The sequence below is a fragment of the Marinomonas atlantica genome (assembly GCF_001639725.1).
Classification (GTDB): Bacteria; Pseudomonadota; Gammaproteobacteria; order Pseudomonadales; family Marinomonadaceae; genus Marinomonas; species Marinomonas atlantica.
The window spans coordinates 400377-422565 of the sequence record NZ_LTAW01000004.1; the positions used below are offsets into that span (position 1 = coordinate 400377).

20 protein-coding genes are annotated in these 22189 nt (G+C 44.3%); 14 read left to right on the forward strand and 6 right to left on the reverse strand.

The window, feature by feature from the left end; genetic code table 11:
• The first annotated feature begins 73 nt into the window (after positions 1-73).
• Positions 74-1090 carry a glycosyltransferase family 9 protein gene (locus AYW75_RS09445; protein WP_067098672.1) on the forward strand — a complete coding sequence of 339 codons (1017 nt, stop codon included), beginning with the start codon at positions 74-76 and terminating at the stop codon, positions 1088-1090.
• On the opposite strand, the gene AYW75_RS09450 is transcribed toward AYW75_RS09445, so the two are convergent.
• Positions 1082-2041 (reverse strand): methylenetetrahydrofolate reductase, encoded by a 960-nt coding sequence (locus AYW75_RS09450; protein WP_067098675.1) that lies wholly within the window; start codon positions 2039-2041, stop codon positions 1082-1084. The genes AYW75_RS09445 and AYW75_RS09450 overlap by 9 nt on opposite strands.
• A gap of 156 nt (positions 2042-2197) precedes the next feature.
• Here AYW75_RS09450 and AYW75_RS09455 point away from each other — a divergent pair, with 156 nt between their 5' ends.
• From AYW75_RS09455 to ppnP, 4 genes are all read left to right on the forward strand, one after another.
• The gene (locus AYW75_RS09455) at positions 2198-2746 is read left to right on the forward strand and encodes a DUF1285 domain-containing protein (protein ID WP_067098678.1); all 549 of its coding nucleotides are present in this window, start codon (positions 2198-2200) and stop codon (positions 2744-2746) included.
• 68 nt (positions 2747-2814) lie between these two features.
• Positions 2815-4149, forward strand: a complete 1335-nt coding sequence (locus AYW75_RS09460) for a DEAD/DEAH box helicase (protein ID WP_331709519.1) — start codon at positions 2815-2817, stop codon at positions 4147-4149.
• A 59-nt stretch (positions 4150-4208) separates the two neighbouring features.
• The gene (gene gcvA / locus AYW75_RS09465) at positions 4209-5105 is read left to right on the forward strand and encodes a transcriptional regulator GcvA (protein ID WP_331709520.1); all 897 of its coding nucleotides are present in this window, start codon (positions 4209-4211) and stop codon (positions 5103-5105) included.
• Between the two features lie 62 nt (positions 5106-5167).
• Positions 5168-5452 carry a pyrimidine/purine nucleoside phosphorylase gene (gene ppnP / locus AYW75_RS09470; RefSeq protein ID WP_067098903.1) on the forward strand — a complete coding sequence of 95 codons (285 nt, stop codon included), beginning with the start codon at positions 5168-5170 and terminating at the stop codon, positions 5450-5452.
• Positions 5453-5525: 73 nt separating this feature from the next.
• On the opposite strand, the gene AYW75_RS09475 is transcribed toward ppnP, so the two are convergent.
• Positions 5526-7175: a lytic transglycosylase gene (locus AYW75_RS09475; protein ID WP_067098683.1), complete on the reverse strand. Its 1650-nt coding sequence runs from the start codon at positions 7173-7175 to the stop codon at positions 5526-5528.
• 58 nt (positions 7176-7233) lie between these two features.
• Complete coding sequence (gene gloB / locus AYW75_RS09480; RefSeq protein WP_067098686.1) at positions 7234-8013, reverse strand: hydroxyacylglutathione hydrolase; 780 nt, start codon at positions 8011-8013, stop codon at positions 7234-7236.
• Between the two features lie 84 nt (positions 8014-8097).
• Here gloB and AYW75_RS09485 point away from each other — a divergent pair, with 84 nt between their 5' ends.
• Genes AYW75_RS09485 through dnaQ form a run of 3 tightly spaced genes read left to right on the forward strand, consistent with a single transcriptional unit; the run spans position 8098 to position 10011 of the window.
• Complete coding sequence (locus AYW75_RS09485; protein WP_067098689.1) at positions 8098-8835, forward strand: class I SAM-dependent methyltransferase; 738 nt, start codon at positions 8098-8100, stop codon at positions 8833-8835.
• Positions 8836-8839: 4 nt separating this feature from the next.
• Positions 8840-9283, forward strand: coding sequence for a ribonuclease HI (gene rnhA, locus AYW75_RS09490; protein WP_067098692.1), 444 nt, complete (start codon positions 8840-8842; stop codon positions 9281-9283).
• Positions 9280-10011, forward strand: coding sequence for a DNA polymerase III subunit epsilon (dnaQ, locus tag AYW75_RS09495; RefSeq protein ID WP_067098695.1), 732 nt, complete (start codon positions 9280-9282; stop codon positions 10009-10011). Before rnhA ends, dnaQ begins: the two co-directional genes overlap by 4 nt.
• Before the next feature lie 68 nt (positions 10012-10079).
• On the opposite strand, the gene nhaB is transcribed toward dnaQ, so the two are convergent.
• Positions 10080-11585 carry a sodium/proton antiporter NhaB gene (gene nhaB / locus AYW75_RS09500; protein ID WP_067098697.1) on the reverse strand — a complete coding sequence of 502 codons (1506 nt, stop codon included), beginning with the start codon at positions 11583-11585 and terminating at the stop codon, positions 10080-10082.
• Between the two features lie 182 nt (positions 11586-11767).
• Here nhaB and sohB point away from each other — a divergent pair, with 182 nt between their 5' ends.
• Positions 11768-12796 carry a protease SohB gene (gene sohB / locus AYW75_RS09505; RefSeq protein WP_067098700.1) on the forward strand — a complete coding sequence of 343 codons (1029 nt, stop codon included), beginning with the start codon at positions 11768-11770 and terminating at the stop codon, positions 12794-12796.
• An 85-nt stretch (positions 12797-12881) separates the two neighbouring features.
• On the opposite strand, the gene AYW75_RS09510 is transcribed toward sohB, so the two are convergent.
• Together AYW75_RS09510 and mfd are read right to left on the reverse strand one after the other, a co-directional pair.
• Entirely contained in the window at positions 12882-13577 is a 696-nt protein-coding gene (locus tag AYW75_RS09510; protein WP_067098703.1) for a hypothetical protein, read from the reverse strand.
• Entirely contained in the window at positions 13574-16978 is a 3405-nt protein-coding gene (gene mfd / locus AYW75_RS09515) for a transcription-repair coupling factor (protein ID WP_067098706.1), read from the reverse strand. Before mfd ends, AYW75_RS09510 begins: the two co-directional genes overlap by 4 nt.
• Before the next feature lie 607 nt (positions 16979-17585).
• Between mfd and AYW75_RS09520 the strand changes: the two genes are divergently transcribed.
• From AYW75_RS09520 to nqrE, 5 genes are read left to right on the forward strand one after another with little or no spacing between them, the layout of a single operon-like run.
• Positions 17586-18923 (forward strand): Na(+)-translocating NADH-quinone reductase subunit A, encoded by a 1338-nt coding sequence (locus AYW75_RS09520; RefSeq protein WP_067098906.1) that lies wholly within the window; start codon positions 17586-17588, stop codon positions 18921-18923.
• A gap of 3 nt (positions 18924-18926) precedes the next feature.
• Positions 18927-20123, forward strand: a complete 1197-nt coding sequence (locus tag AYW75_RS09525) for an NADH:ubiquinone reductase (Na(+)-transporting) subunit B (RefSeq protein WP_067098708.1) — start codon at positions 18927-18929, stop codon at positions 20121-20123.
• Positions 20116-20913, forward strand: coding sequence for a Na(+)-translocating NADH-quinone reductase subunit C (locus AYW75_RS09530; protein ID WP_067098710.1), 798 nt, complete (start codon positions 20116-20118; stop codon positions 20911-20913). Before AYW75_RS09525 ends, AYW75_RS09530 begins: the two co-directional genes overlap by 8 nt.
• Positions 20914-20915: 2 nt before the next feature.
• Positions 20916-21578 carry an NADH:ubiquinone reductase (Na(+)-transporting) subunit D gene (locus tag AYW75_RS09535; protein WP_067038741.1) on the forward strand — a complete coding sequence of 221 codons (663 nt, stop codon included), beginning with the start codon at positions 20916-20918 and terminating at the stop codon, positions 21576-21578.
• Positions 21579-22187, forward strand: coding sequence for an NADH:ubiquinone reductase (Na(+)-transporting) subunit E (nqrE, locus tag AYW75_RS09540; RefSeq protein ID WP_067038739.1), 609 nt, complete (start codon positions 21579-21581; stop codon positions 22185-22187). It abuts the gene before it with no gap.
• Positions 22188-22189 lie beyond the last annotated feature (2 nt).

The window sequence follows — 22189 nt, forward strand, 5'->3', positions numbered from 1 at the left end:
CGCAATATGAAGGTCTTTTTGAACGCGTCTATTTTATAATAGTTCTTATATATAAACAGCCCCAGGTGAACAAATGGACCAGACAATTCAAAACATCGCGGTTGTGCGTCTCTCGGCACTTGGGGATGTTTGTCATGCGATGGCCGTCGTTGCTGCGGTTCAGAAGCGTTATCCCAAAGCTCGAATTACTTGGATTACAGGTCCGCTGGAAGCACAGCTGATACGTTTGTTACCTAATATTGACGTGCGAGTATACGAAAAACGGTCTGGTATAAAAGGCATGCTTGCTTTACGTCGGTCTTTGGTCACGACTAAGTTTGATGTATTGCTGCACATGCAATGGTCTTTAAGAGCCAGTTTGTTAACGAAAATGCTAAAAGCAACACGAAAGATAGGCTTTCAAAAAGCCTATTCCCGTGAAAAGCAGCATTGGTTTGTCAATGAATATGGCGTTATACCCCATTCTTGTCATGTGCTGGACTCATTCTTATCGTTAACAGCTAAATTAGATGTCTTTGAGGTTACGTTACCTTTGCCGCTGACGCTAGCTAAGCAACCTGCGGCTTTGAAAAGTCCTTATGTCGCGATTAATCCAAGCGCCTCCAAAGCGGAGCGTAATTGGACGCTAGATGGGTATAAGTCAGTGATCGAATGGTTGCAAGAGCAGGGAATACAAGTGGTTTTAACGGGTGGCCCTAGTGATTCCGAAAAAAAACTAGCGCAGGCGTTGGTAAAACAAGGTGTAGTGAATCTAGTTGGACGTACTTCATTACCGCAAATGTTGAGGGTTTTAGCTGACGCGGAGTGTGTTGTCAGCCCTGATACTGGGCCAGCGCATATGGCAACGTTGGTTGGCACAACCGTGATTGGTTTGTATGCACATTCTAATCCTATGCGTACGGGTCCCTTTAAAGATTTAGATAAGGTCGTCAGTGTTTATGAATCCTGCGCAGAGAAAGAATATGGTAAGCCAGTAGAGGAATTGCCGTGGGCGTCAAGAGTGCATGATCCAAATGCTATGTCGCTGATTGCAGCCGATCGAGTTATTGCTCAGCTGCAAAAAGTGATTAAGCCTTCTAGTTTAAACTAGGTTTTCTTCCGCAAGCTTAAGGTCAAGTGTGGCCTTAAGCAGCTTGTATAGGTTGATAGACGCATCGATTTCTTCTTTTCGATTAGTCAAACTTTCAATGTTTAGACCAAGCGGAATGCCGAGTGGTAATGCTACTTCAATGATTTGCTCTAATGCTGAGCGGCAAATTTTGATGGATTCATCCAATGGAAACTCGGCATCCAAAATACGGTGTTTCGTCGCGTCAGGTACTGAAATGCCAAGCCATTCCATAAACTCTAATGTCTTAACGCTACCGCAGGGTGTAAATGTCAGAATCACGCGTTTTGGCTCATCGCCGTTGTCACGACAAGTGCGAGCATATTGGCTCAGCATGTCTACAGTTGCCTGTGGGTTGTAGACCGCTTGTGATACAAAGAAGTCACATCCAGCAACCGTTTTGTTGATCAATCGAGTATGCTCATTGCCTTTAGCAGCATGACGTTCAGCAATGGTTACGCCACCTAAATTAAAATCATGTTGGCTATTGGCAAGAGTTTCGTAAGCTTTGGAAAGGGGCAAAACGATTTGACCATCTGAAGATGGTGCACCGACCAAAACGATGTCACGAATACCGTAATCATTCCAAGCTGTATCTAGCCACTGATTGAACTCATCAGCACTGCGTGATGATACGCTTTTATAGGTAATAACAGGCTTAATCGCAAGAGTTTGCAAGCGTTTCGACCAGTCCAAGGGGTTATGAGTTTCCATGTAAGGAAATGGGCGCGGTTTTGAAATGCGGCTGCTCTCATCTTGGATGTCGTATACGATGAGGCCATCTACTTCAATCTGTCCCAAGCGGTCGAGCAGTTTTTGACCGATTTGGTTAAGCTGATCATCATCTTCGATCGAACTCTTCGGTGGTGTTGTTCCGATAAAGTAAACCCCACGGTTTGGGTCTTGAAATTTTCGTGCTAATTCAGTCGTCATTGGGGGCTCTTTTTAAAATAGTTATATCAGCTATGCTGTAAGTTATTTCTCTATGGCCAATAGTGTAGCAGTGAATCTAATTCAAGATCTCTTTTGTAAGTTGAATTATATTATTGTTGAGTTGAATTTCGTTAATCTGATAATTAGGAAAGTTTCGTGCCACCGATTAATTTAGACCCGATCGCCTTGGATGATGGATACCCTCCAGTCGAAAAATGGCACCCAGAGTTCTGCGGTAAAATGGACATGGTTATTAAAGCCAATGGCGAGTGGGTGCATGAAGGCCAAGTGATCAAGCGTGATAAAATGATGACTTTGTTTAGTCGGATTTTATGGCGAGAAGGTGAGGATTACTTTCTTGTTACCCCGTCTGAAAAAGTTCAAATAGAAGTAGAGGATGCACCATTTCAGGTCGTTCGTTATGAGGAAAGTATTGATGAACAAGGTCATCCAGTGTGGTGTTTTTATACTAAGACAAATGATGCATTAACTCTTGGTGTGGATGCTGAAGTGGCATTGTTTGAATACGATGATGCGCTCTTGCCTTATGTGTCTGTTCGACATGGCATGTGGGCAAGCTTTCATCGTAATGTGTTTTATCAGTTAGTTGAGCAAGCATCGGTCGTAAATGATGGCGATACTCAGTTAGTGCAATTAACAAGTGCTGGAAAGGCTTATACGATTGGAATTTTTCACGAAATGTAGTGTATTTTTGGTGTCCGAGAAGAGACCGCCTACGCTATAATGCGCATCCAAAAAATTACTTATATAAGGTGAAGCGATTGTTATTTTCTGAGTTCGATTTAGATAGCCGATTAATAAACTCTTTTAGTCACTTTGGCTATGAGCACGCAACTGAAATCCAAGCGCGTGCAATTCCAGAGGCGATGACGGGTAAAGACTTGTTGGCATCATCGAAGACTGGCTCAGGTAAAACTTTGGCTTATTTGTTACCCGCAATTCAGAGATTATATACACGTCGAGCATTGGTCAATCGTGATCCGCGAGTTTTGATTCTTGTACCAACGCGTGAATTAGCAAAACAGGTGTTTGCTACCTTGCGTACTTTAATTGCAGGAACTCGTTATAGTTCAATCTTGGTGTTAGGTGGTGAAAACTTTAACGACCAGCACAAAAACTTTCAAAAAGATCCTCATTTTGTGGTCGCTACGCCGGGTCGTATGGCCGATCATTTAAAGCAGCGCAATGTGTTTCTAGAGGGTTTGGAAATGCTTATTTTAGATGAGGCTGATCGCATGCTAGACCTTGGTTTCGCGTCAGATCTTCGCGCCATTAATAACGCTGCTAATCATCGCCGTCGTCAGACTTTGTTTTTCTCAGCTACTCTGGAAGACACTGAAGTAAATGAAATGGCTCAAGAGCTACTGCGCGAGCCTGTGCGTGTGGCGGTAGGTCATGGACAAGATGAGCATTTAGACATTAAGCAACATGTTTACTTGTGTGATCATCTGGACCATAAACAGGCATTATTGCATCACTTTTTTGATACGCTGACTGTAAAGCAAGCCATTGTGTTTACTGCAACCAAGCAAGATACCGTACGTTTAGCAGAGCTTTTGAGCACGTGGGGTTTGACAACGGGCAGTTTAAACGGTGATATGAGTCAAAGTGGTCGCTCTAAAGTGATGGACGATTTCTCCCGAGGAAAATTTAATGTCTTAGTCAGTACTGATCTAGCGTCCCGTGGCTTGGATATTGCTAGTGTTTCTCATGTGTTTAACTTTGACATACCAAAGCCTGCTGAAGAGTTTGTTCATCGTACAGGACGTACAGGGCGCGCAGGTTTTAAGGGAGACGCGATTTCTCTAGTGGGGCCAAAAGACTGGTTTAATTTTAAAGAAGTAGAAGAATACTTGAAACGAACGCTGCCGACATCGACGATAGATGGGTTGGAGCCGACGTTCACTGGGATCACGCAAAAACGTGCACCCCAGAAAGATGCGAAACCTAAAGCTTTTACTAAGAAAAAAGCACCGAAAACTCAGAAGAAGCCGGCGTCTCGTAAGAAAGCAGTGTTTCATGAGAACGATCAGCAAGGTTTTGAGCCGTTCCGTTTACCTAAAAAACAAACGGATCAAGATGTTTGATGGTATGTAAGCGCTTGTTTTAGTCCTGTCATATTTATGTGGGCCTTATAAAATTCGGAGTGTCAGCTATTAACAGATTACCGCCTTTAAATTCGCTAAAATGTTTTGAGTCTGCAGCTCGTCATGGAAGTTTCAATAAGGCGGCGAAAGAACTTAATGTCACGCCTTCAGCGATCAGTCATCAAATCAAAGGTCTAGAGAGCTTTCTAGGCATTGAGTTGTTTCGTCGTACCAAGCGTAAAGTGGTATTGACCGAAGCAGGCGAAAGCTACATTAAGCCAATTAAGAAAATCTTTCAGCAGCTTGATCAAGCAACCTCGGATCTAAAAAGTGCCCAACACGCAGGCTCACTGAAGCTTGCTGTTGCACCTGCTTTTCTCACCCGTTGGTTAATGCCGCGTATGGAGCGATTTCAAAATCGTTACCCAGACATTGAAATTGAAATTCGTTCTTCCATGGGGTTTATTGATTTCTCACTAGGTGAAATTGATATGGCAGTTTATTTTGGTAATGGCGAATGGGATGGCATAGAAGCCCATTATTTAAGGCCGATACGATTGGCACCGGTCTGTTCGCCTAAGTTGATTAAGCCAAGTCAGCCAATCAAAGTCCCTGAAGACATGCGTTTCTACCCATTATTGCACGTGAGTAAACGTGGCGATGAGTGGAATGATTGGTTGCAGCAAAATGGTTTAGACCCAAAAGTATTTCGTCGCGGTTTGATGTTTTCAAGTGGCTCATTGACGGCAGGTGCGGCCGCCCAAGGACTGGGTATCGCTTTAGCCGACATCAGCTTGGTTATGCCTGAGCTAGAATCTGGGCAATTACAGGTGCTTTTTGATAAGCAGTTGGAGACAACACGCTCCTTCTATTTAGTATTTGAAAAAAACCGTGCATTAAGTCCTGCAATGGTAGCTTTCAAAGAATGGATTATTGAAGAAATGAATTCAGGCTGATGTAGTCAGCCATTTTAAAATGGGTTAGTACGCTAGCCATGTTTGATCACAGTGAGTGTTTTATGTCTCTACAAGTAAATAGCTATTTTGATGATGCGGTGAAATCGATTGCGTTAGAAAACGCAGAAGGTACGTCCACCGTTGGTGTAATGAGCATTGGTGAGTACGAGTTTGGTACATCTCAGCGTGAGTATATGAGCGTTGTTTCTGGTTCATTAACAGTTCTTCTACCAGGTGCTGCAGAATGGAAGACGTTTGCTAAAGGTGAAACTTTCATTGTTGAGGCTAACCAAAAATTCGGCGTTAAAGTAACCGAAATTACGGCTTACTTGTGTCGTTACGAGTGATCTTTAGGTAATTGTAGGTATTAAAAAAGAGGCCCATTATGATGGGCCTCTTTTTGTGTCCATGGTAAAAATTTTAGCCGCCGACTACATTTACCAGCAAAGTTACTTTATCGCCAGGCTGTACGTATTTTTGACTGCCTACTTTAGGGTTCCATTTACGAATATTACTGACGCTCACTTTGAATTTATTCGCAACAACGGCAAGTGAGTCGCCTGAGCGAATGGTATATGTCACACGTTTTACGACCGAGCGAGTGCTACGCTGACTAGTTTTACCTGCTTCAGGTTTCATCCAAACAGCAAGTTTTTTGCCTGGAATAAGCGCATCGCCTAGCCCCATGCTGTTCCAACGTGCCAGCGTTTTTGAAGTGGTATTGTATTTTTTCGCGATACTCCAAAGGCTATCACCACTTTCAACGGTATAATTAACCTTGATGCGGTTTGAGCTTGGCGCTCGAGACTGTTTGGAAAGTAAGCGCTGATGTGAGCTTAATGTGTAGCTAGCGGCACTTTTACCTGCCACAGGAATCATAAGCTGCTGTCCAACACGTATCAAAGAGGTGTCGATTTTATTAATGTCCTTTAGAACGTCCACAGTCGTATTGTGATTACGCGCCACGCCACCTAAATTGTCCCCCGCTTGAACGGTGTATCGAATCCAAGTAACACGCTCTTTTGGTGGTAATTTTGCCAGTTTCGTTCGAAAGACATCTGCGGAATCAATAGGTACCAACAGTTTATGCGGACCATCAGGTGATGTAGCCCACTGGTTAAAAGCTGGGTTCAACAAATAAATCTCGTCGATACTGACGTCAGCCATGTCGGCTGCTTGAGCAAGATCGATTTGGCCGCCAATGTTAACTTCATCAAAGTAAGGCTCATTGGCAATGAAGTATGTCTTATAGTCGTAGGCCTCAGGATCTTTCATAATCTTAGCTAATGCCATCAACTTTGGTACATAAGCACGTGTCTCTGCCGGTAAGTCTAGGTTCCAAAAGTCTGTTGGTTTTCCTGCTTTCTTATTCCGTCGAATGGCACGCATAACGGTGCCCTCACCAGAATTATATGATGCTAGCGCGTGTAACCAATCGCCATCAAACATTTTGTGTAGGCGAGTTAGGTACGCTACCGCCGCTTGAGTAGACAGTTGGATGTCACGTCGGCCATCTAACCACCAAGTTTGTTCAAGACCGTAGATATGGCCGGTAGAAGGGATGAATTGCCACGGTCCAGAAGCACGGCCATGGCTGTAACCGAACGGATCGAAACCGCTTTCTACAATAGGCAATAATGCAATCTCAAGCGGGATACCCGCTTCTTCAAGCTGCTCAACGATGTAAAACATGTAGCGTTCGCCGCGCTTAGATACTCTATCTAAGTAGGATTTGTGGGTACTGAACCAGCGTAGTTGTGATTTTAAGCGAGGCTGATCCACATCTAAGTCAAGTTGGTAGCCGGAACGGATGCGATCCCAAAGGTCTTCTGGCGGAAGATTGGTATCGATATCTACTTGTTTGTCGATGACTTTGGCAATTTTTGCATCATCTGAGCGAACAGGTTTAACCGTATCGATAAATTCGATCTCGTTAGCTTCGGCTTCTGGAGCCCCAATAGCCATATTCTCAGCGTCAACTTCGGCAATGTCCGCAGGTGTATGGGTCAATGATTGACAGCCCGTTAGGATACTGCCCGCCATAATGGCGATGAGTATGTTTTTAGTCATTCTGCTCACATTTTATATAAATTTGTCTGCATTCTAATGATTGGCTTTTATAGATCAACTAAAAGCCGTCTTTGGCGCGTCGTATCTGTGCAAAACCATTGATTAAATCTTGTGCAGGCTCTTCGTTAAGTAGATGCGCTGCTCCTGTGACCACTTCTTGCCAATCGAAGCGCATAAATGGGTTTGTTTGCGCTTCCATGGCAATGGTGGAGGGCAGTGTCGGGGTTTGTTCTGCCCGTAAGGTTTTTGCCTCATGGTTCGCATTAAGTAATGCTGTGTTGTTTGGATCAATGGCCAGTGCAAAACGGTAGTTAGCAAGAGTGTATTCATGTGTACCGTAAACTTGAGTGGTATGTGGCAGTTCGCGTAAACGAGTCATTGCGTTCAGCATTTGCGCAGGACTGCCTTCAAATAAGCGACCACAGCCACCTCTGAATAGCGTATCACCACATAGCAACTGTGGCGCTTGTTGCTCTGGTTCAGCAAAATAGCAAATATGATCTAGTGTATGGCCTGGGGTTTCTAATACAAGAAACTCTTGGTGATGAACGGTGACACTTTCACCTTGTCTTAATGGATGTGTAACAAGAGTAGGCGATAACGATTCAGGGCCATAAGTAGGGCAGTTGAATGCTTTCTTAAGTGCTTCCACACCACCGGTATGATCTTTGTGGTGGTGGGTGATCAGGATTCCTGCCAGCGTTAGTTGTTCTGCTTTGCAGTAGTCGAGCACAACTTGAGCATCGCCGGGATCAACGGCCCATATGGTCTTTTGCGTAGCGTCTTTAGTGATCCAGATATAGTTGTCATTAAATGCGGGTAACGGAAAAAATGTCATATGGCCAACGTGTATGTTTAAATATTAATGAATGGGCTACGGTTCATTTTGGTTTTGCAGCCCCATAATGAAAGAGAGCATTGTATGTTGGATAACCAATCAAGACAATTATTCCAAGATTGGTATGACACTGAGTTAGGACAGCGGCTTCTTAACGAAGAGCATGATTTCGTTGAACGTGAGCTAGATAACATGGTGGGTTACTATCTGGTGCAGCAATCTCCATTAAAGCAGCTCACGTTTAACAACCATCGTATTCGGGAAAATATTTGTTTGTCACCAGTGCTTGAACTTGGCGCAAGTCAGTCCACTGTGGTGGCAAATATGAGCGAATTGCCGTTGGAGTCTGACGGCATCGATGCCATTGTGTTGCACCATACGTTGGATTTATCCAAAAACCCTCACCGTGATTTGCACGAAGTAGCGCGTACATTATTGCCAAGCGGTAAATTGATTATCATAGGGTTCAATCCAATTAGCTTCTGGGGGATTCGTCGAGCATTCTCTAAGCGTGTGCGTGCGCCATGGGCCGCCAGTTTTATCTCCCATCGTCGTTTAGACGATTGGTTGAAGGTAGCTGGATTAACCCTCGAAAAAGTTGAGTTTATTGATTACGATATGCCGCTTAAATCCAGTCAGTGGCGTCAACGTATGGGATGGTTAGGAAATTCGTTGAAAGCGCTGAAATTGCCAATGGGAAGTGTCTACATTATGACCGCCACTAAGCAAACTCGTCGCTACATTCCCCTTAAACCGCGTTGGAAAACGACCAAAGTTCGTGTTCCGCCATTGACTAAACCGACCATCAAAGAGATTAAGTAATTTAATGAAAGAAGTAACGCTCTACACCGACGGTGCATGTAAAGGCAATCCCGGCATTGGTGGATGGGGTGCATGGTTAACATTCGGTGCCCATGAAAAGCGATTGTGTGGTGGAGAACACGATACTACCAATAATCGTATGGAGCTACTGGGCGCAATTGAAGGTTTAAAAGCATTAAGAGAACCATGTCAGGTAGATTTATACACAGATTCCTCTTATGTTCAGAAAGGTATCACAGAATGGTTGGCTGGCTGGAAGCGTAAAGGCTGGAAAACAGCATCAAAGCAGCCAGTGAAAAACCAAGATCTATGGAAACAGCTGGACGAGATGTGCCAAAAGCATCAAGTAAAATGGCACTGGGTAAAAGGGCATGCTGGCATTGAAGGTAATGAAATTGCAGATGAATTGGCCAACCAGGGCATTGATGAATTGAGGGCTAAATCGTGAGACAAGTGGTACTAGATACCGAGACAACAGGTATCGACCCTAAGCAAGGTCATCGAATTATCGAGATTGGTTGCGTTGAAATGGTAGGGCGCAAGCTGACTAAGCGCCACTTTCATGTCTATATCAATCCCGAGCGTGAAGTAGAAGAAGAGGCCTTTAATGTTCACGGAATCAGTAATGAATTCTTGCTGGATAAGCCTAAATTTGCAGCGGTAGCACAAGAGTTTTTTGACTTTATCAAGGGCTCTGAGTTAATTATCCATAACGCGCCATTTGATGTTGGGCACATAGATAATGAGTTCTCAAAGCTGGGTGGCTTCCCTAAAATTGCTGATGTCTGCAAGGTCTTCGACAGTCTGGTTTATGCACGACGCAAGCATCCTGGACAAAAAAACAATCTAGACGCTTTATGTAAGCGTTATGGTATCGACAACTCTCATCGAGAGCTGCACGGTGCCTTGCTCGATTCGGAAATTTTAGCCGACGTCTATTTGCTAATGACCGGTGGTCAAATCACCATTGGCGGTTTTGGGGGGGATGGTGATGAAGGTGAAGAGGCTCGACTGGCTGTTCGTCGCTTATCTTCTGATCGCCCGAAGCTGAAGGTGATTAAAGCCAGTGAATCGGAGCTTGAATCGCATAACGAAAGGCTTGACTTGATTGATAAGAAATCTGGTTTGTCGTTATGGCGCAAGCTTGAAAACCCTGCTTTGGAGCAAAGTGAATAACAGTGATTTATCACTAATAAAAAGGCCCAGTAGAGACATTCTACTGGGCCTTTTTATTTGCTATGAATTTATATGGCGAGGTAACTCACACAAATGCCACCGACTACTGACAAAACAACGGTGTATGGAAGTGCCATCCAAACCATTTTGCCATAAGAAAGACGTAATAGTGGGGCAATGGCAGACGTCAACAAGAATAAGAAAGCTGCCTGACCGTTAGGTGTCGCTACACTTGGCAGGTTGGTGCCTGTGTTTACGGCGATGGCTAATAGGTCGAAATGAGCTCGTGTAATGAGCCCTTCATCCAGAGCGCTTTTAATTTCGCTAATGTAGACGGTGGCGACAAAAACGTTATCACTAATAGCAGATAAAAGGCCGTTTGCAATGAAGAACATTATTGGCTGTTTATCGGTCGGGAAACTCAGCACAAAGTCGATAAATGGCTGAAATAAATGTTGGCTATGGATCACCGATACAACACTGAAAAATACGACTAATAATGCCGTGAACGGAAGCGCCTCTTCAAACGCATGGCCAATGCGATGTTCTTCGGTGATGCCATTCATGGACGTTAGTAGCACAATCACCATCAGTCCAACTAAACCAACTTCGGCAACATGAAAAGCTAGAGAGAAAACCAGAATGATGGCTACAAGACCTTGAACAACCAGCTGGGCTTTATGTTTTGCTGTACTCTTATCCGCTTCTTCGTCAGCGAAGTTTTTCAGGATATTGCGCACGTTTTCAGGAAGTTTGGCGCCATAGTCGAACCACTTAGTTTTTTCCAAAATAACGACAGTGAGTAGTCCAGCCACAAGTACAGGCATGGAAACAGGTGCTATGCGAATAAAGAATTCAATGAAATCCCAGCCAGCAACGTGAGCAATCAGAAGGTTTTGGGGTTCACCTACTAGCGTACAGACGCCGCCTAATGCCGTACCCACCGCACCATGCATTAGCAAGCTACGTAAAAAGGCTCTAAATTTTGCTAAGTCTTCCTGGTTGACTGGTAGCACCAACTCATCACCACTTAGGTCATGGGATTTATTGTTCGATTGGTCTGATGCAACCTTGTGGTAAACCGAGTAAAAGCCGACACTGACACTGATTAAAACAGCGGTCACGGTCAAGGCATCCAAAAAAGCTGACAGCAAGGCTGCTGCAAAGCTGAAAACAAGAGAGATCACTACTTTGGAACGGATTTTTATTAGCAGCTTATTAAAAATAAACAGCAACATATCTTTCATGAAATAAATGCCGGCAACCATAAACATAAGCAGCAGAATGACTTCAATGTTGCCTTCCACCTCATGATAAACACCTTCACTAGTGGTTAAACCAAGTAAAACAGCTTCAATGGCCAGTAACCCTCCTGGTTGAAGAGGGTAGCATTTTAGCGCCATCGCTAAAGTGAAAATGAATTCAACAATTAATAACCAGCCCGCGACAAATGGCCCCATAGAAACCAAAACAATAGGGTTTAAGATAAGAAAAGCGATGATGGTTTGCTTATACCAGAGGGGAGATGACCCTAAAAAGTTATTGCCGAAAGCTTGAGATAGTGATGCTTTCATTAACTGTGCGCTCCTTAATTATGGCCAAAGCCGTAGTTTTGAGTGCAAATACTAAGCAAATACTGTTTAAAGCGCGACATATAAAGTCAACGAACTCAAAATTAAGTATTGTGAAATGCGTAGCGGGCTCTATTATCATTGGCCGGAAAGTTATTAATACACAGTAGTTTAGGAGTTTTAATTTGGAGTTTTTAGCAGATTACGCAGGCTTTCTAATTCGCCTATTAAGTATAGCGTTGATCATTCTGCTGATTTTGTCGGTTGTTGCGAGCGGCAAAAACAAACAGCGTAAGAATGGCAACCTAACAGTTACTAAGCTCAATGATGGTTACCAAACCATGAAAGATGAGCTGAGTAAAAAACTGTTTGATAAAAAGATATTAAAGCAGCAGCAAAAAGCCCTTAAAAAGCAAAAGAAAGCAGAAGCTAAGTCTGCTGTGAAACAAAGTGAAGAGCAGAAACGTATTTACGTTTTAGATTTTGACGGAGACATAAAGGCCAGTGCGGTGCAGTCTCTGCGCGAAGAGATTACCGCCATTTTAAGTGTGGCAACCGAGAAAGATGAAGTGGTTGTTCGTCTTGAAAGCCCAGGTGGTGTGGTGCATGGCTATGGATTAGCCGCTTCACAGTTGCAGAGAATTCGTGATAAGAGGATTCCGTTAACTGTCAGCGTTGATAAAGTGGCGGCCAGTGGCGGTTACATGATGGCTTGTGTGGCCGATAAGATTGTTGCCGCGCCGTTTGCGATTTTGGGCTCGATTGGTGTCGTGGCGCAAGTGCCAAATATTCATCGCTTGCTTGAGCGTAATACAATTGATGTAGAGCTGCACACAGCGGGTAAGTACAAGCGTACGTTAACAATGTTGGGTGAGAATACCGATGAAGGTCGCGAGAAGTTTAAGCAAGACTTAGAAGATACACATGATTTATTTAAGCATTTCGTGTCTAAAAATCGCCCTGTATTGGATATCGATGCCATTGCAACGGGTGAAACATGGTATGGCTCTGAAGCCATTGACAATAAACTTGCTGATGCTGTGATGACCAGTGATGCCTATTTAGAGCAATACTATTCAGATCACGATGTGGTGCAAGTGACATATCGTGAACCTAAAGCGTTTACAGAGAGACTAGGGTTGGGTGTTTTGTCTGCGGTAGAACAAAAAGCCACAGGATGGTTGTCTAAAGCCTTAAACCATCGAGGCTTTTAAGTCTTTTAAAGAGATATAAAAAATCCCGCTCAATGAACTGACCCCCAATAGTTGGATATTCCAATTACTGGGGGTCTTTTTATATCTAGCGCTCCGAGACTAAATCAATTGCTTGTTCCAGATCGAGCGGCTCGAAGTAAATGAGGGTGCCAACGATGGGGTGATCGATATAGTTGAGCTTTTTACTGGCCGTTTTGTTTTTGAAGTGAAGAGGCAAGACTTGCGATGGGCCGTCCCAAAAGCTTTGGCTCGGTTGTAGTTGGGTGCCAGAAGCATGAGCGTTTGCGTGTACTTCTTCTGGTATTGCCGCGACAGGGTTGCCAAATAGATAAGACTGATAATGTAAATTACTTTCAAGGTAGCGACCTAAAGTGAAGGTGACCTTCCCTGTGAATTCAGGGTATCCATTTTGCTGCGCATCACTGAAAAACTGCTTTGAAATGGATGCACCGCTATCGGCAAATATTAATGTCCAGCTATTGGAGGTTAACAATTCAGTGCGCGCTGAAATCGTGCTTTGAAAATTTTCAAATGGCGAGGGCAACGATCGCGGTGCAATACTTGACGCACTTCGTCTAGGGTTTTTCATTAAGCCATCTGGTGAATAAACATCTTGATACTCGACGGTCTCTGAACTCATGCTGTCAGGCCAAGCAAACGTCATAACATAAGCTTGGTAGGCGCGTGCTTTTTCCAAGTCAATGCTGTTTAGGTCGACAGCATTGGCTTGGCTGATGGCGCTTGATAAAACACCAAAGACTAAGAAAGAGAGTGCTTTCAATGTAACAGCTCCAATGTTTTAAGGGTATGAGTGAAACGCTCGTCTGCGTTCGGCATGTTAGCAATAAATCGTAACGTATCCGAGCCGGATAGTTTGAATCGGTCGGGCTTTGTTTGAATTAACGAAATTAATTTCATAGGGTCCACAGGTGTGTTGCTCTTAAAGTGGATCTTGCCTTCGTGCTGGTTGGCTTCGATTTTTTGTATACCAAGCTGTTCCGCTTTGAATTTTAGAGCAGTTTGTCGGAATAAGTTCTTGGTAGGATCCGGTAATAGTCCGAAGCGGTCAATCATTTCGACTTGCAGTTCTTTGAGTTGATCATCATTTTTTGCACTGGCAATACGCTTGTACAGCATTAAGCGGGTATGAACGTCACCTAAATAGTCTTCAGGAATCAACGCGGCAATACGTAGATTAATGTCGGTCTGTGCAGGCGTTGAGATATCAACGTCAGGTGATTCACCGTTCTTAAGCGAAGTAACCGCGCGATCGAGCATTTCCATAAATAATGAAAAACCGACGTGTTCAATATGACCGCTTTGTCCGTCACCTAATAGTTCACCGGTTCCGCGAATTTCTAAATCATGAGTGGCTAGTGTGAAGCCTGCGCCTAACGTGTCGGCCATCGTGATGGCTTCTAGGCGTTTTTCTGCATCGCCGGTGACTTTTCGGTCATTTGGGGTAAGCAAATAAGCGTAGGCCTGATGATGTGAACGACCGACACGGCCACGTAATTGGTGCAACTGGGCGAGGCCAAACTTATCGGCACGCTCAATGATGATGGTGTTAGCGTTCGGTACATCGATCCCTGTTTCGATGATCGTAGAACAGACTAGTACATTGGCGCGCTTATGATAGAAGTCCGACATAACCTGCTCCAGTTCACGTTCTCGCATCTGGCCGTGACCAACGATGACGCGCGCTTCTGGAACAAGTTCTTTTAAATCTTCGGCGGCTTTCTCAATGGATTGGACTTCGTTGTGTAAATAGTAAATCTGTCCACCGCGATACAGCTCACGTAATACGGCTTCTCTAATTTGGTGACTATCTTTTTGCTTGACGAAGGTCTTTATTGAGAGACGTTTAGCTGGAGGTGTTGCGATAATTGATAAATCGCGAATACCATTTAGTGACATGTTCAGAGTTCGCGGTATCGGCGTGGCCGTCAGTGTCAGAATATCCACTTCTGCACGTAAGGCTTTAAACTGATCTTTTTGCTTCACACCAAAGCGGTGCTCTTCATCAATGATGACCAATCCAAGGTTGGCGAAGTTGATGTCGCTTTGAATCAGTTTATGGGTACCTACAATAATGTCAGCGGTACCTTGTTGGATACGATCGATAGCGGCGGTAGTCTGTTTGCCGGAACGGAAGCGAGACAGCAGTTCTACCTGAACGGGCCAATCTGCAAAGCGGTCGCAGAAGTTATCGTAGTGTTGTTGTGCTAATAGGGTAGTTGGTACCAGCACAGCAACTTGTTTGCCGTCTTGAACAGCAAGGAAAGCTGCTCGCATCGCTACTTCGGTTTTACCAAAACCTACGTCACCACATACGAGGCGGTCCATGGCTTTAGCAGCCGACATGTCCTGAATGACCGCATCGATGGCTGATTGTTGGTCTGGTGTTTCTTCAAACGGAAAACCAGATGAAAACTGTTTATAAGCATCATCAGGTTTGGCAAACGCGTGACCTTTTTTGGATTCACGTTTAGCGTAAATCTCTAACAGTTCAGCAGCGGTGTCACGCGCTCTTTCTGCCGCTTTTTGTTTGGCAACACTCCATTTGTCAGTGCCCAATTTGTGCAGCGGCGCGTGTTCTTCGTCGGCCCCTGTGTAGCGTGAAATCAATTGCAAAGATGATACTGGCACATACAGTTTTGCGTCGTTGGCGTAGCCAAGCGTTAGCAGTTCGGTTTCTTGTCCATCAATGGATAAATTAGTGAGCCCTAAATAGCGGCCAACACCGTGATCAATGTGAACAACTGGCGCGCCCATTCGCAATTCTGTTAAGTTGCGAATAATAGCATCTTCGTCGATGTTAGACGCTTTGCGTCGTCGTGACTGCGTGACGCGTTCGCCTAACAAATTACTTTCCGCTATAAGAGCGGAGTGGTCCTCTAAAACAAAACCTTGTGACAGCAATCCTTCGGTAATAAATAGTCCACTTGTTTTCTCGCAGAAGCTTTGCCAAGTTTCACACACAGAGGGCTTAATTTTAGCGTCTTGCAACAAGTCCAATAGGGCTTCACGGCGACCAGCAGATTCAGCAACGATTAACGTGGGTCGGTTTTGCTTGGCCAAGAATGCTGTCAGTCTTGCAAATGTTGCTTGGCCTTGGTTGTCTGCGGATAGATCTGGTAGAGCCGCTTCAGGTGCTTGGTTTGTGCGAAATACGAGACCGGCAAAATGGCTGAGTTGTGCAAAGAATTCATCTTCTAAAAGACAAAGTTCACTTGGTTTCAATATGGGTTTTTGAACATCGTAAGCAAGTGATTCGTGTCGCGTTTTATAGTCTAGTAGGGTAGCGCCGACATATTCATTGAGTTGCTCATTACGAACTACCAGAGTGTGTTCGTGAAGGTAGTCGAATAGTGATCCGGTTTTTTCAAAGAACAGTGGTAAGTAGTATTCGATACCGCCTGGAATAATGCCTTCAGTGACATCTTGATAGATAGGACTGCTGAGCGGGTCGATGTCGAAGCGTTCACGAAAGCGTTTACGAAACCCAGTTATACCATTTTGGGTTGTGGCAATTTCACGGGCTGGAAGAATTTTGATCTCCGACACTTTCTCGATAGTACGCTGCGTCTCTACATCAAACCATCTAATCGACTCAACTTCGTCGTCAAACCATTCAATACGGACAGGATTGGCGACACCCATCGGGTAAACGTCCATTATGGCGCCACGAACGGCAAATTCTCCGTGGGTCGTAACCGTTTCAACATTTAAATAGCCGCCATTACTTAAACGATCAATTAATTGTTTTTGGGCTATTTTTTGATCGAGCTTTAATTCAAAGCGCTGCGCATCGATGTGTTCTTCTGGGCAAATTCGTGTCAGGGCCGACGAAGTAGTGGTTAAGATGATGCCTGCAGACAAATCTCGAATTTGGGCTAAAGTATTTAAACGGTCAGAAATAATGTCCTGATGGGGCGAGAAACTGTCGTATGGCAGAGTCTCCCAATCTGAAAAGCGTAAGACAGGTAAGCTTTGCTCGGCAAAAAAACGGATGTTGTCCTCAATCTCATTTAACTCAGTTGCACTGGCCGCAATATACAGTAACGGCTTTTGGTACTGATGGGCGATCTCAATGATACGCTTTGCCTTGTGGCTAATATTATGAGTTTCAAGAAAATTTTTAAAGCCGGCAGTAAATTGTAATGTGTGTTTTATGGTCATTTTGTTGGCTAATTTAAATTTTATGTTTAGCTAAGCGAAACAGAATCAGCAAAGCGTAATGCGTGAAGCTTAGGAGCTCTTGGCGAGTATTCATTGAGTGCGTTAATTCCGTGCCTTGCAGCTTATTCTTCTATTCCCATTTAAACCAATGTACGTACAAAGACGTATAAGCCTAATGTGAATCAGTACTGCAGCAAGTGACATGGCATGTTTTCCTTCAGAGTGTGTTTCACTTTGAATCTATTTTGTCGTGTTAAATCGTAAGCCGCAACCATGTAAGTTCAAACAACTGGGGAAAAGTAAGTAAAGCACTAAGCTTTCATTAAATGAAAGAAAAATACAAAACTCAGATTTGTAGTGGAGTAAAATAAACAGTACTTATAATTGGTATTTCTCTATTTTTGCGCACTCATTGTGGGTAAAGGAAGCGTACGCTAGTAGTCAACGCTGGCAATGATCTCTATAATACGCAGGTTTTTTCGGTGAAGTGATATTACGTTATAAAACGACCTTAATTTGGTGGTGAGAGTCAAAATGCTTTCCCGGAGGGGATTTGACTCAGTAGCGTAGGTACGCTTTGGTGTTCAATTTTTGTTGGGCAGAACATATGTATAAAATTACTAAAGGCCTAGATCTACCGATCAGCGGTGCCCCCAATCAGTCGATTGAGGATGCTCCTGCCGCAAAATCGGTTGCGATCATCGGACCTGATTATGTTGGTATGAAACCTACCATGCTGGTCAAAGAGGGTGATAAGGTCAAAAAAGGGCAGGTTATCTTTACAGATAAAAAAACGGAAGGAGTAAAGTTCACCGCCCCAGCCTCAGGCACTATCGCAGCGATTAATCGCGGTGAACGCCGCGTGTTGCAATCGGTTGTTATTACAGTTGAAGGTAATGATGCCGTTGAATTTACGAAGTACTCCGGTTCAGAGCTTAAATCTCTAGAGCGCAGTACAGTAGTAGAGAATTTGGTTGAGTCAGGTCTTTGGACTGCACTGCGCACTCGTCCTTTCTCTAAAGTTCCTGAAGTAGATTCAGTTCCTAGCTCAATCTTCGTTACGGCAATCGATACGAATCCTCTTGCGGCAGATCCTGCTGCTGTGTTGGCTGACAAAGCAGAAGCATTTGCTGATGGTTTAACAGTGTTGACGCGCTTGACTGAGGGTAAAGTGTTTCTTTGTAAGGCTCCAGATAGCAATATTCCAACCACTTCAGATGTTGTGGTTGAAGAGTTTTCTGGTAAGCACCCAGCAGGCCTTGCCGGTACGCACATCCATTTCCTTGATCCAGTAAGTGACAAGAAAACAGTTTGGTCTATTAATTACCAAGATGTGGTTGCTATTGGCGAACTGTTTATTAATGGGCAGCTGGATGTTTCTCGTGTTATTTCTGTGGCTGGACCACAGATCTCTAAGCCGCGCTTGGTTCGAACAGTGGTAGGTGCTGATCTAAATCAGTTGCTTTCAGGTGAACTGCCTGATGGCGAGAACCGTATCATCTCAGGTTCAGTGTTGTCTGGTCGTAAAGCGATTGGCCCTTATGCGTACCTTGGTCGTTATCATGCACAAGTGGTTGTTCTAGCTGAAGGTCGTGAACGTCAAATGGTTCATTATTTACGTGCTGGATTTGAAAAACATTCTGTATTGAATGTATTTATTTCAAAACTAACAGGTAAGTCGACATTTGACATGACAACATCGACTAACGGTAGTGATCGTACCATGCTGCCACTAGGTCATTTTGAGCGTTTGATGCCGTTGGATATTCTTCCAACTCAATTATTGCGCGCTTTGGTTGTTGGCGACACTGAGCAGGCACAGAAACTGGGTGCATTAGAACTTGATGAAGAAGACTTGGCGTTAATGACGTATGCTTGTTCAGGTAAGTTTGAATACGGCCCAATTCTACGTGACTGTCTCACAACGATTGAGAAAGAGGGTTAATCCATGGGTCTTAGAACTATTCTAGATAAAATGGAGCCTGAGTTTCACTCAGGCGGCAAATATGAGAAATGGTATGCACTTTACGAAGCGGTTGATACTATTTTCTATCGTCCTAGCAGTGTTGCAAAAGGCGGTTCTCACGTTCGTGACGCGGTAGATATGAAACGTGTCATGATTCTTGTTTGGATGTGTACATTCCCTGCAATGTTTTTCGGTATGTACAATATCGGATTCCAAGCAAACTCTGCGTTAGATGTTATGGGTGCAGCGCCGGCTGACACTTGGCGTCAAGGGGTTATCGGTGCACTGACAGCGTATAACGTAAACAGTGTATGGGATAACATGATTTATGGTGCGATGTATTTCTTGCCCGTTTATCTAACTACGTTTGTGGTGGGTGGTTTCTGGGAAGTATTGTTCGCTTCGGTTCGTAAACATGAAGTGAATGAAGGCTTCTTTGTTACGTCTATTCTGTTTGCTTTGACACTTCCTGCAACTATCCCGCTATGGCAGGTTGCTTTAGGTATTACTTTTGGTGTGGTACTGGGTAAAGAAGTATTTGGTGGAACGGGTAAAAACTTCCTAAACCCTGCCTTAGCAGGTCGTGCTTTCTTATTCTTTGCTTACCCTGCGTCTATGTCTGGTGATGCGGTATGGACAGCGGTGGATGGTTACTCTGGTGCGACGGCTCTTAGTCAAGTGGCAGCAAGTGGCGTTGAAGCATTGTCTGTGTCTTGGTCTGATGCGTTCTTCGGCTTCATTCAAGGTTCTATGGGTGAAACCTCTACTCTAGCAATTTTGATAGGGGGTGGTGCGCTGTTGGTTATGAAGATTGCTGCATGGCGAATTGTTGCAGGTGTGATGCTTGGTATGGTGGCAACTTCCTTGCTATTTAATGCCATTGGCTCTGATACCAATGCGATGTTTGCGACACCTTGGTACTGGCACCTTGTAATGGGTGGCTTTGCTTTCGGTATGATGTACATGGCTACTGATCCTGTTTCAGCGTCTATGACTAACCGTGGTAAATGGTTCTACGGTGCGCTAATCGGTGTAATGGTTATCATGATTCGTGTAGTAAACCCTGCATACCCTGAAGGTATGATGTTGGCGATTCTATTTGCTAACCTGTTTGCTCCGTTTATTGACCACTTCGTAGTGCAAGCAAATATCAAACGGAGGATTGCTCGTAATGGCTAGCAGTAACGATAGCATTTCAAAAACCATCATTGTTGCTGTGGCGCTGTGTTTGGTGTGTTCGATCTTTGTTGCGGGTGCTGCCGTTGGTCTTAAGCCAATTCAGCAAGAGAACCGTGACCTCGACCGTAAACGTAACATTTTAGCGGCTGCGCAAATGCTTCAGCCTAGCGAAAGCGTTGAGGAAGTGTTCGCAACCGTTGAAAAACGACTTGTGAACATGGAAGCTGGCCGTTTTGCAACGGATGCTGAACTTCAAGATGCAGGTGTTAATGTTGACTCCTACAATCAGCAGGCCGCGGCTAAAGATCCAGAGTTGTCTACCTCGTTGAAGGGAGAGAGTGACCCTGCAAGCATTAAACGTCGCGCTAAATTTGCAGCGGTATATGTTGTAAAGGATGAAAATGCGAAAGCACGTATCATCTTACCAGTTCATGGCTACGGCCTGTGGTCAACAATGTATGGCTTTATGGCACTTGAGTCGGATCTTTCTACAGTCGTAGGTTTTGGTTTTTACCAGCAAGCTGAAACACCGGGACTGGGTGGTGAGGTCGATAACCCTAACTGGAAAGCACTTTGGGAAGGTAAAGAGGTCTACAACGAGGAAGGTGAAGCTGTTATTCGCTTGGCTAAAGGCTCTGTAGATTCTAATGATCCTAATGCATCTCATAAAGTAGATGGTCTTTCTGGTGCGACTTTAACCAGTCGCGGTGTGACTAACCTAGTTCAATACTGGTTGGGTAGCGAGGGTTTTGGTCCTTTCCTTGCCGAACTTCGTAGTGAAGGAGTGTAAGCATGTCTGAAGTGAAAAAAGTCTTATTTGGCCCCATTCTATCTAACAACCCAATTGCTCTTCAGATTCTTGGTATCTGTTCTGCTCTTGCGGTAACAAGTAGTATGAGCGTAAGTTTGGTAATGTGTGTCGCGTTAACGGTAGTGACCGCTTTCTCAAATTTGTTCATTGCGGTCATCCGTAGCCACATTCCAAACAGTATTCGTATCATCGTACAGATGATCATTATTGCGTCGTTGGTAATTGTGGTAGACCAAGTGCTTAAAGCGTTCGCCTATGAAATCAGTAAGCAATTGTCTGTATTCGTTGGTTTGATTATTACTAACTGTATCGTTATGGGGCGTGCCGAAGCCTACGCTATGAAGAATGGCCCTGCCATGAGTTTCCTTGATGGTATCGGTAATGGTCTTGGTTACAGTGCAATGCTAATTATTGTCGCTTTCTTCCGTGAGCTTTTAGGTGCGGGTAAGTTACTTGGTGTGCCAATATTTGAAACGGTTCAAAATGGCGGTTGGTATCAACCTAACGGCTTGATGCTTCTACCACCGAGCGCTTTCTTTGTTATCGGCCTGGTTATTTGGGCGTTACGTGCGTACAAGACAGAGCAGGTTGAAGAGCCAGAGTTTACCATTGCTAAGAACTCTCGTTCTCAGGAGGCATTATAAATGGAACACTTAATTAGTCTTTTTATTAAAGCAGTTTTCGTTGAAAACATGGCGTTAGCTTTCTTCCTAGGTATGTGTACATTTTTGGCGCTATCTAAGAAAGTAGAAACTGCCATTGGTCTTGGTATTGCGGTGGTTATCGTTTTGGCGGTTACTGTTCCAGTGAACAATTTGTTATACCAAGACCTTTTGAAAGAAGGGGCGCTGGATTGGGCTGGTCTGCCAAATGTTGACCTGAGCTTCTTAGGTTTGTTGAGTTACATCGGTGTTATTGCAGCGATTGTACAGATTTTGGAAATGACCTTGGATAAGTATATGCCTGCGTTGTACAACGCATTGGGCGTATTCTTGCCTTTGATCACGGTAAACTGTGCCATTCTGGGTGCGTCACTGTTCATGGTAGAGCGTGACTATAATTTCAGTGAAAGTTTGGTTTACGGTGTGGGTGCTGGTATCGGCTGGGCGCTTGCCATTGCAGCGCTGGCGGGTATTCGTGAGAAGCTTAAGTACTCTGATGTGCCTGCGGGTCTACGCGGTTTGGGTATCACGTTCATCACAGTGGGTTTGATGAGCTTGGGCTTCATGTCATTTTCTGGTGTGCAGCTTTAATT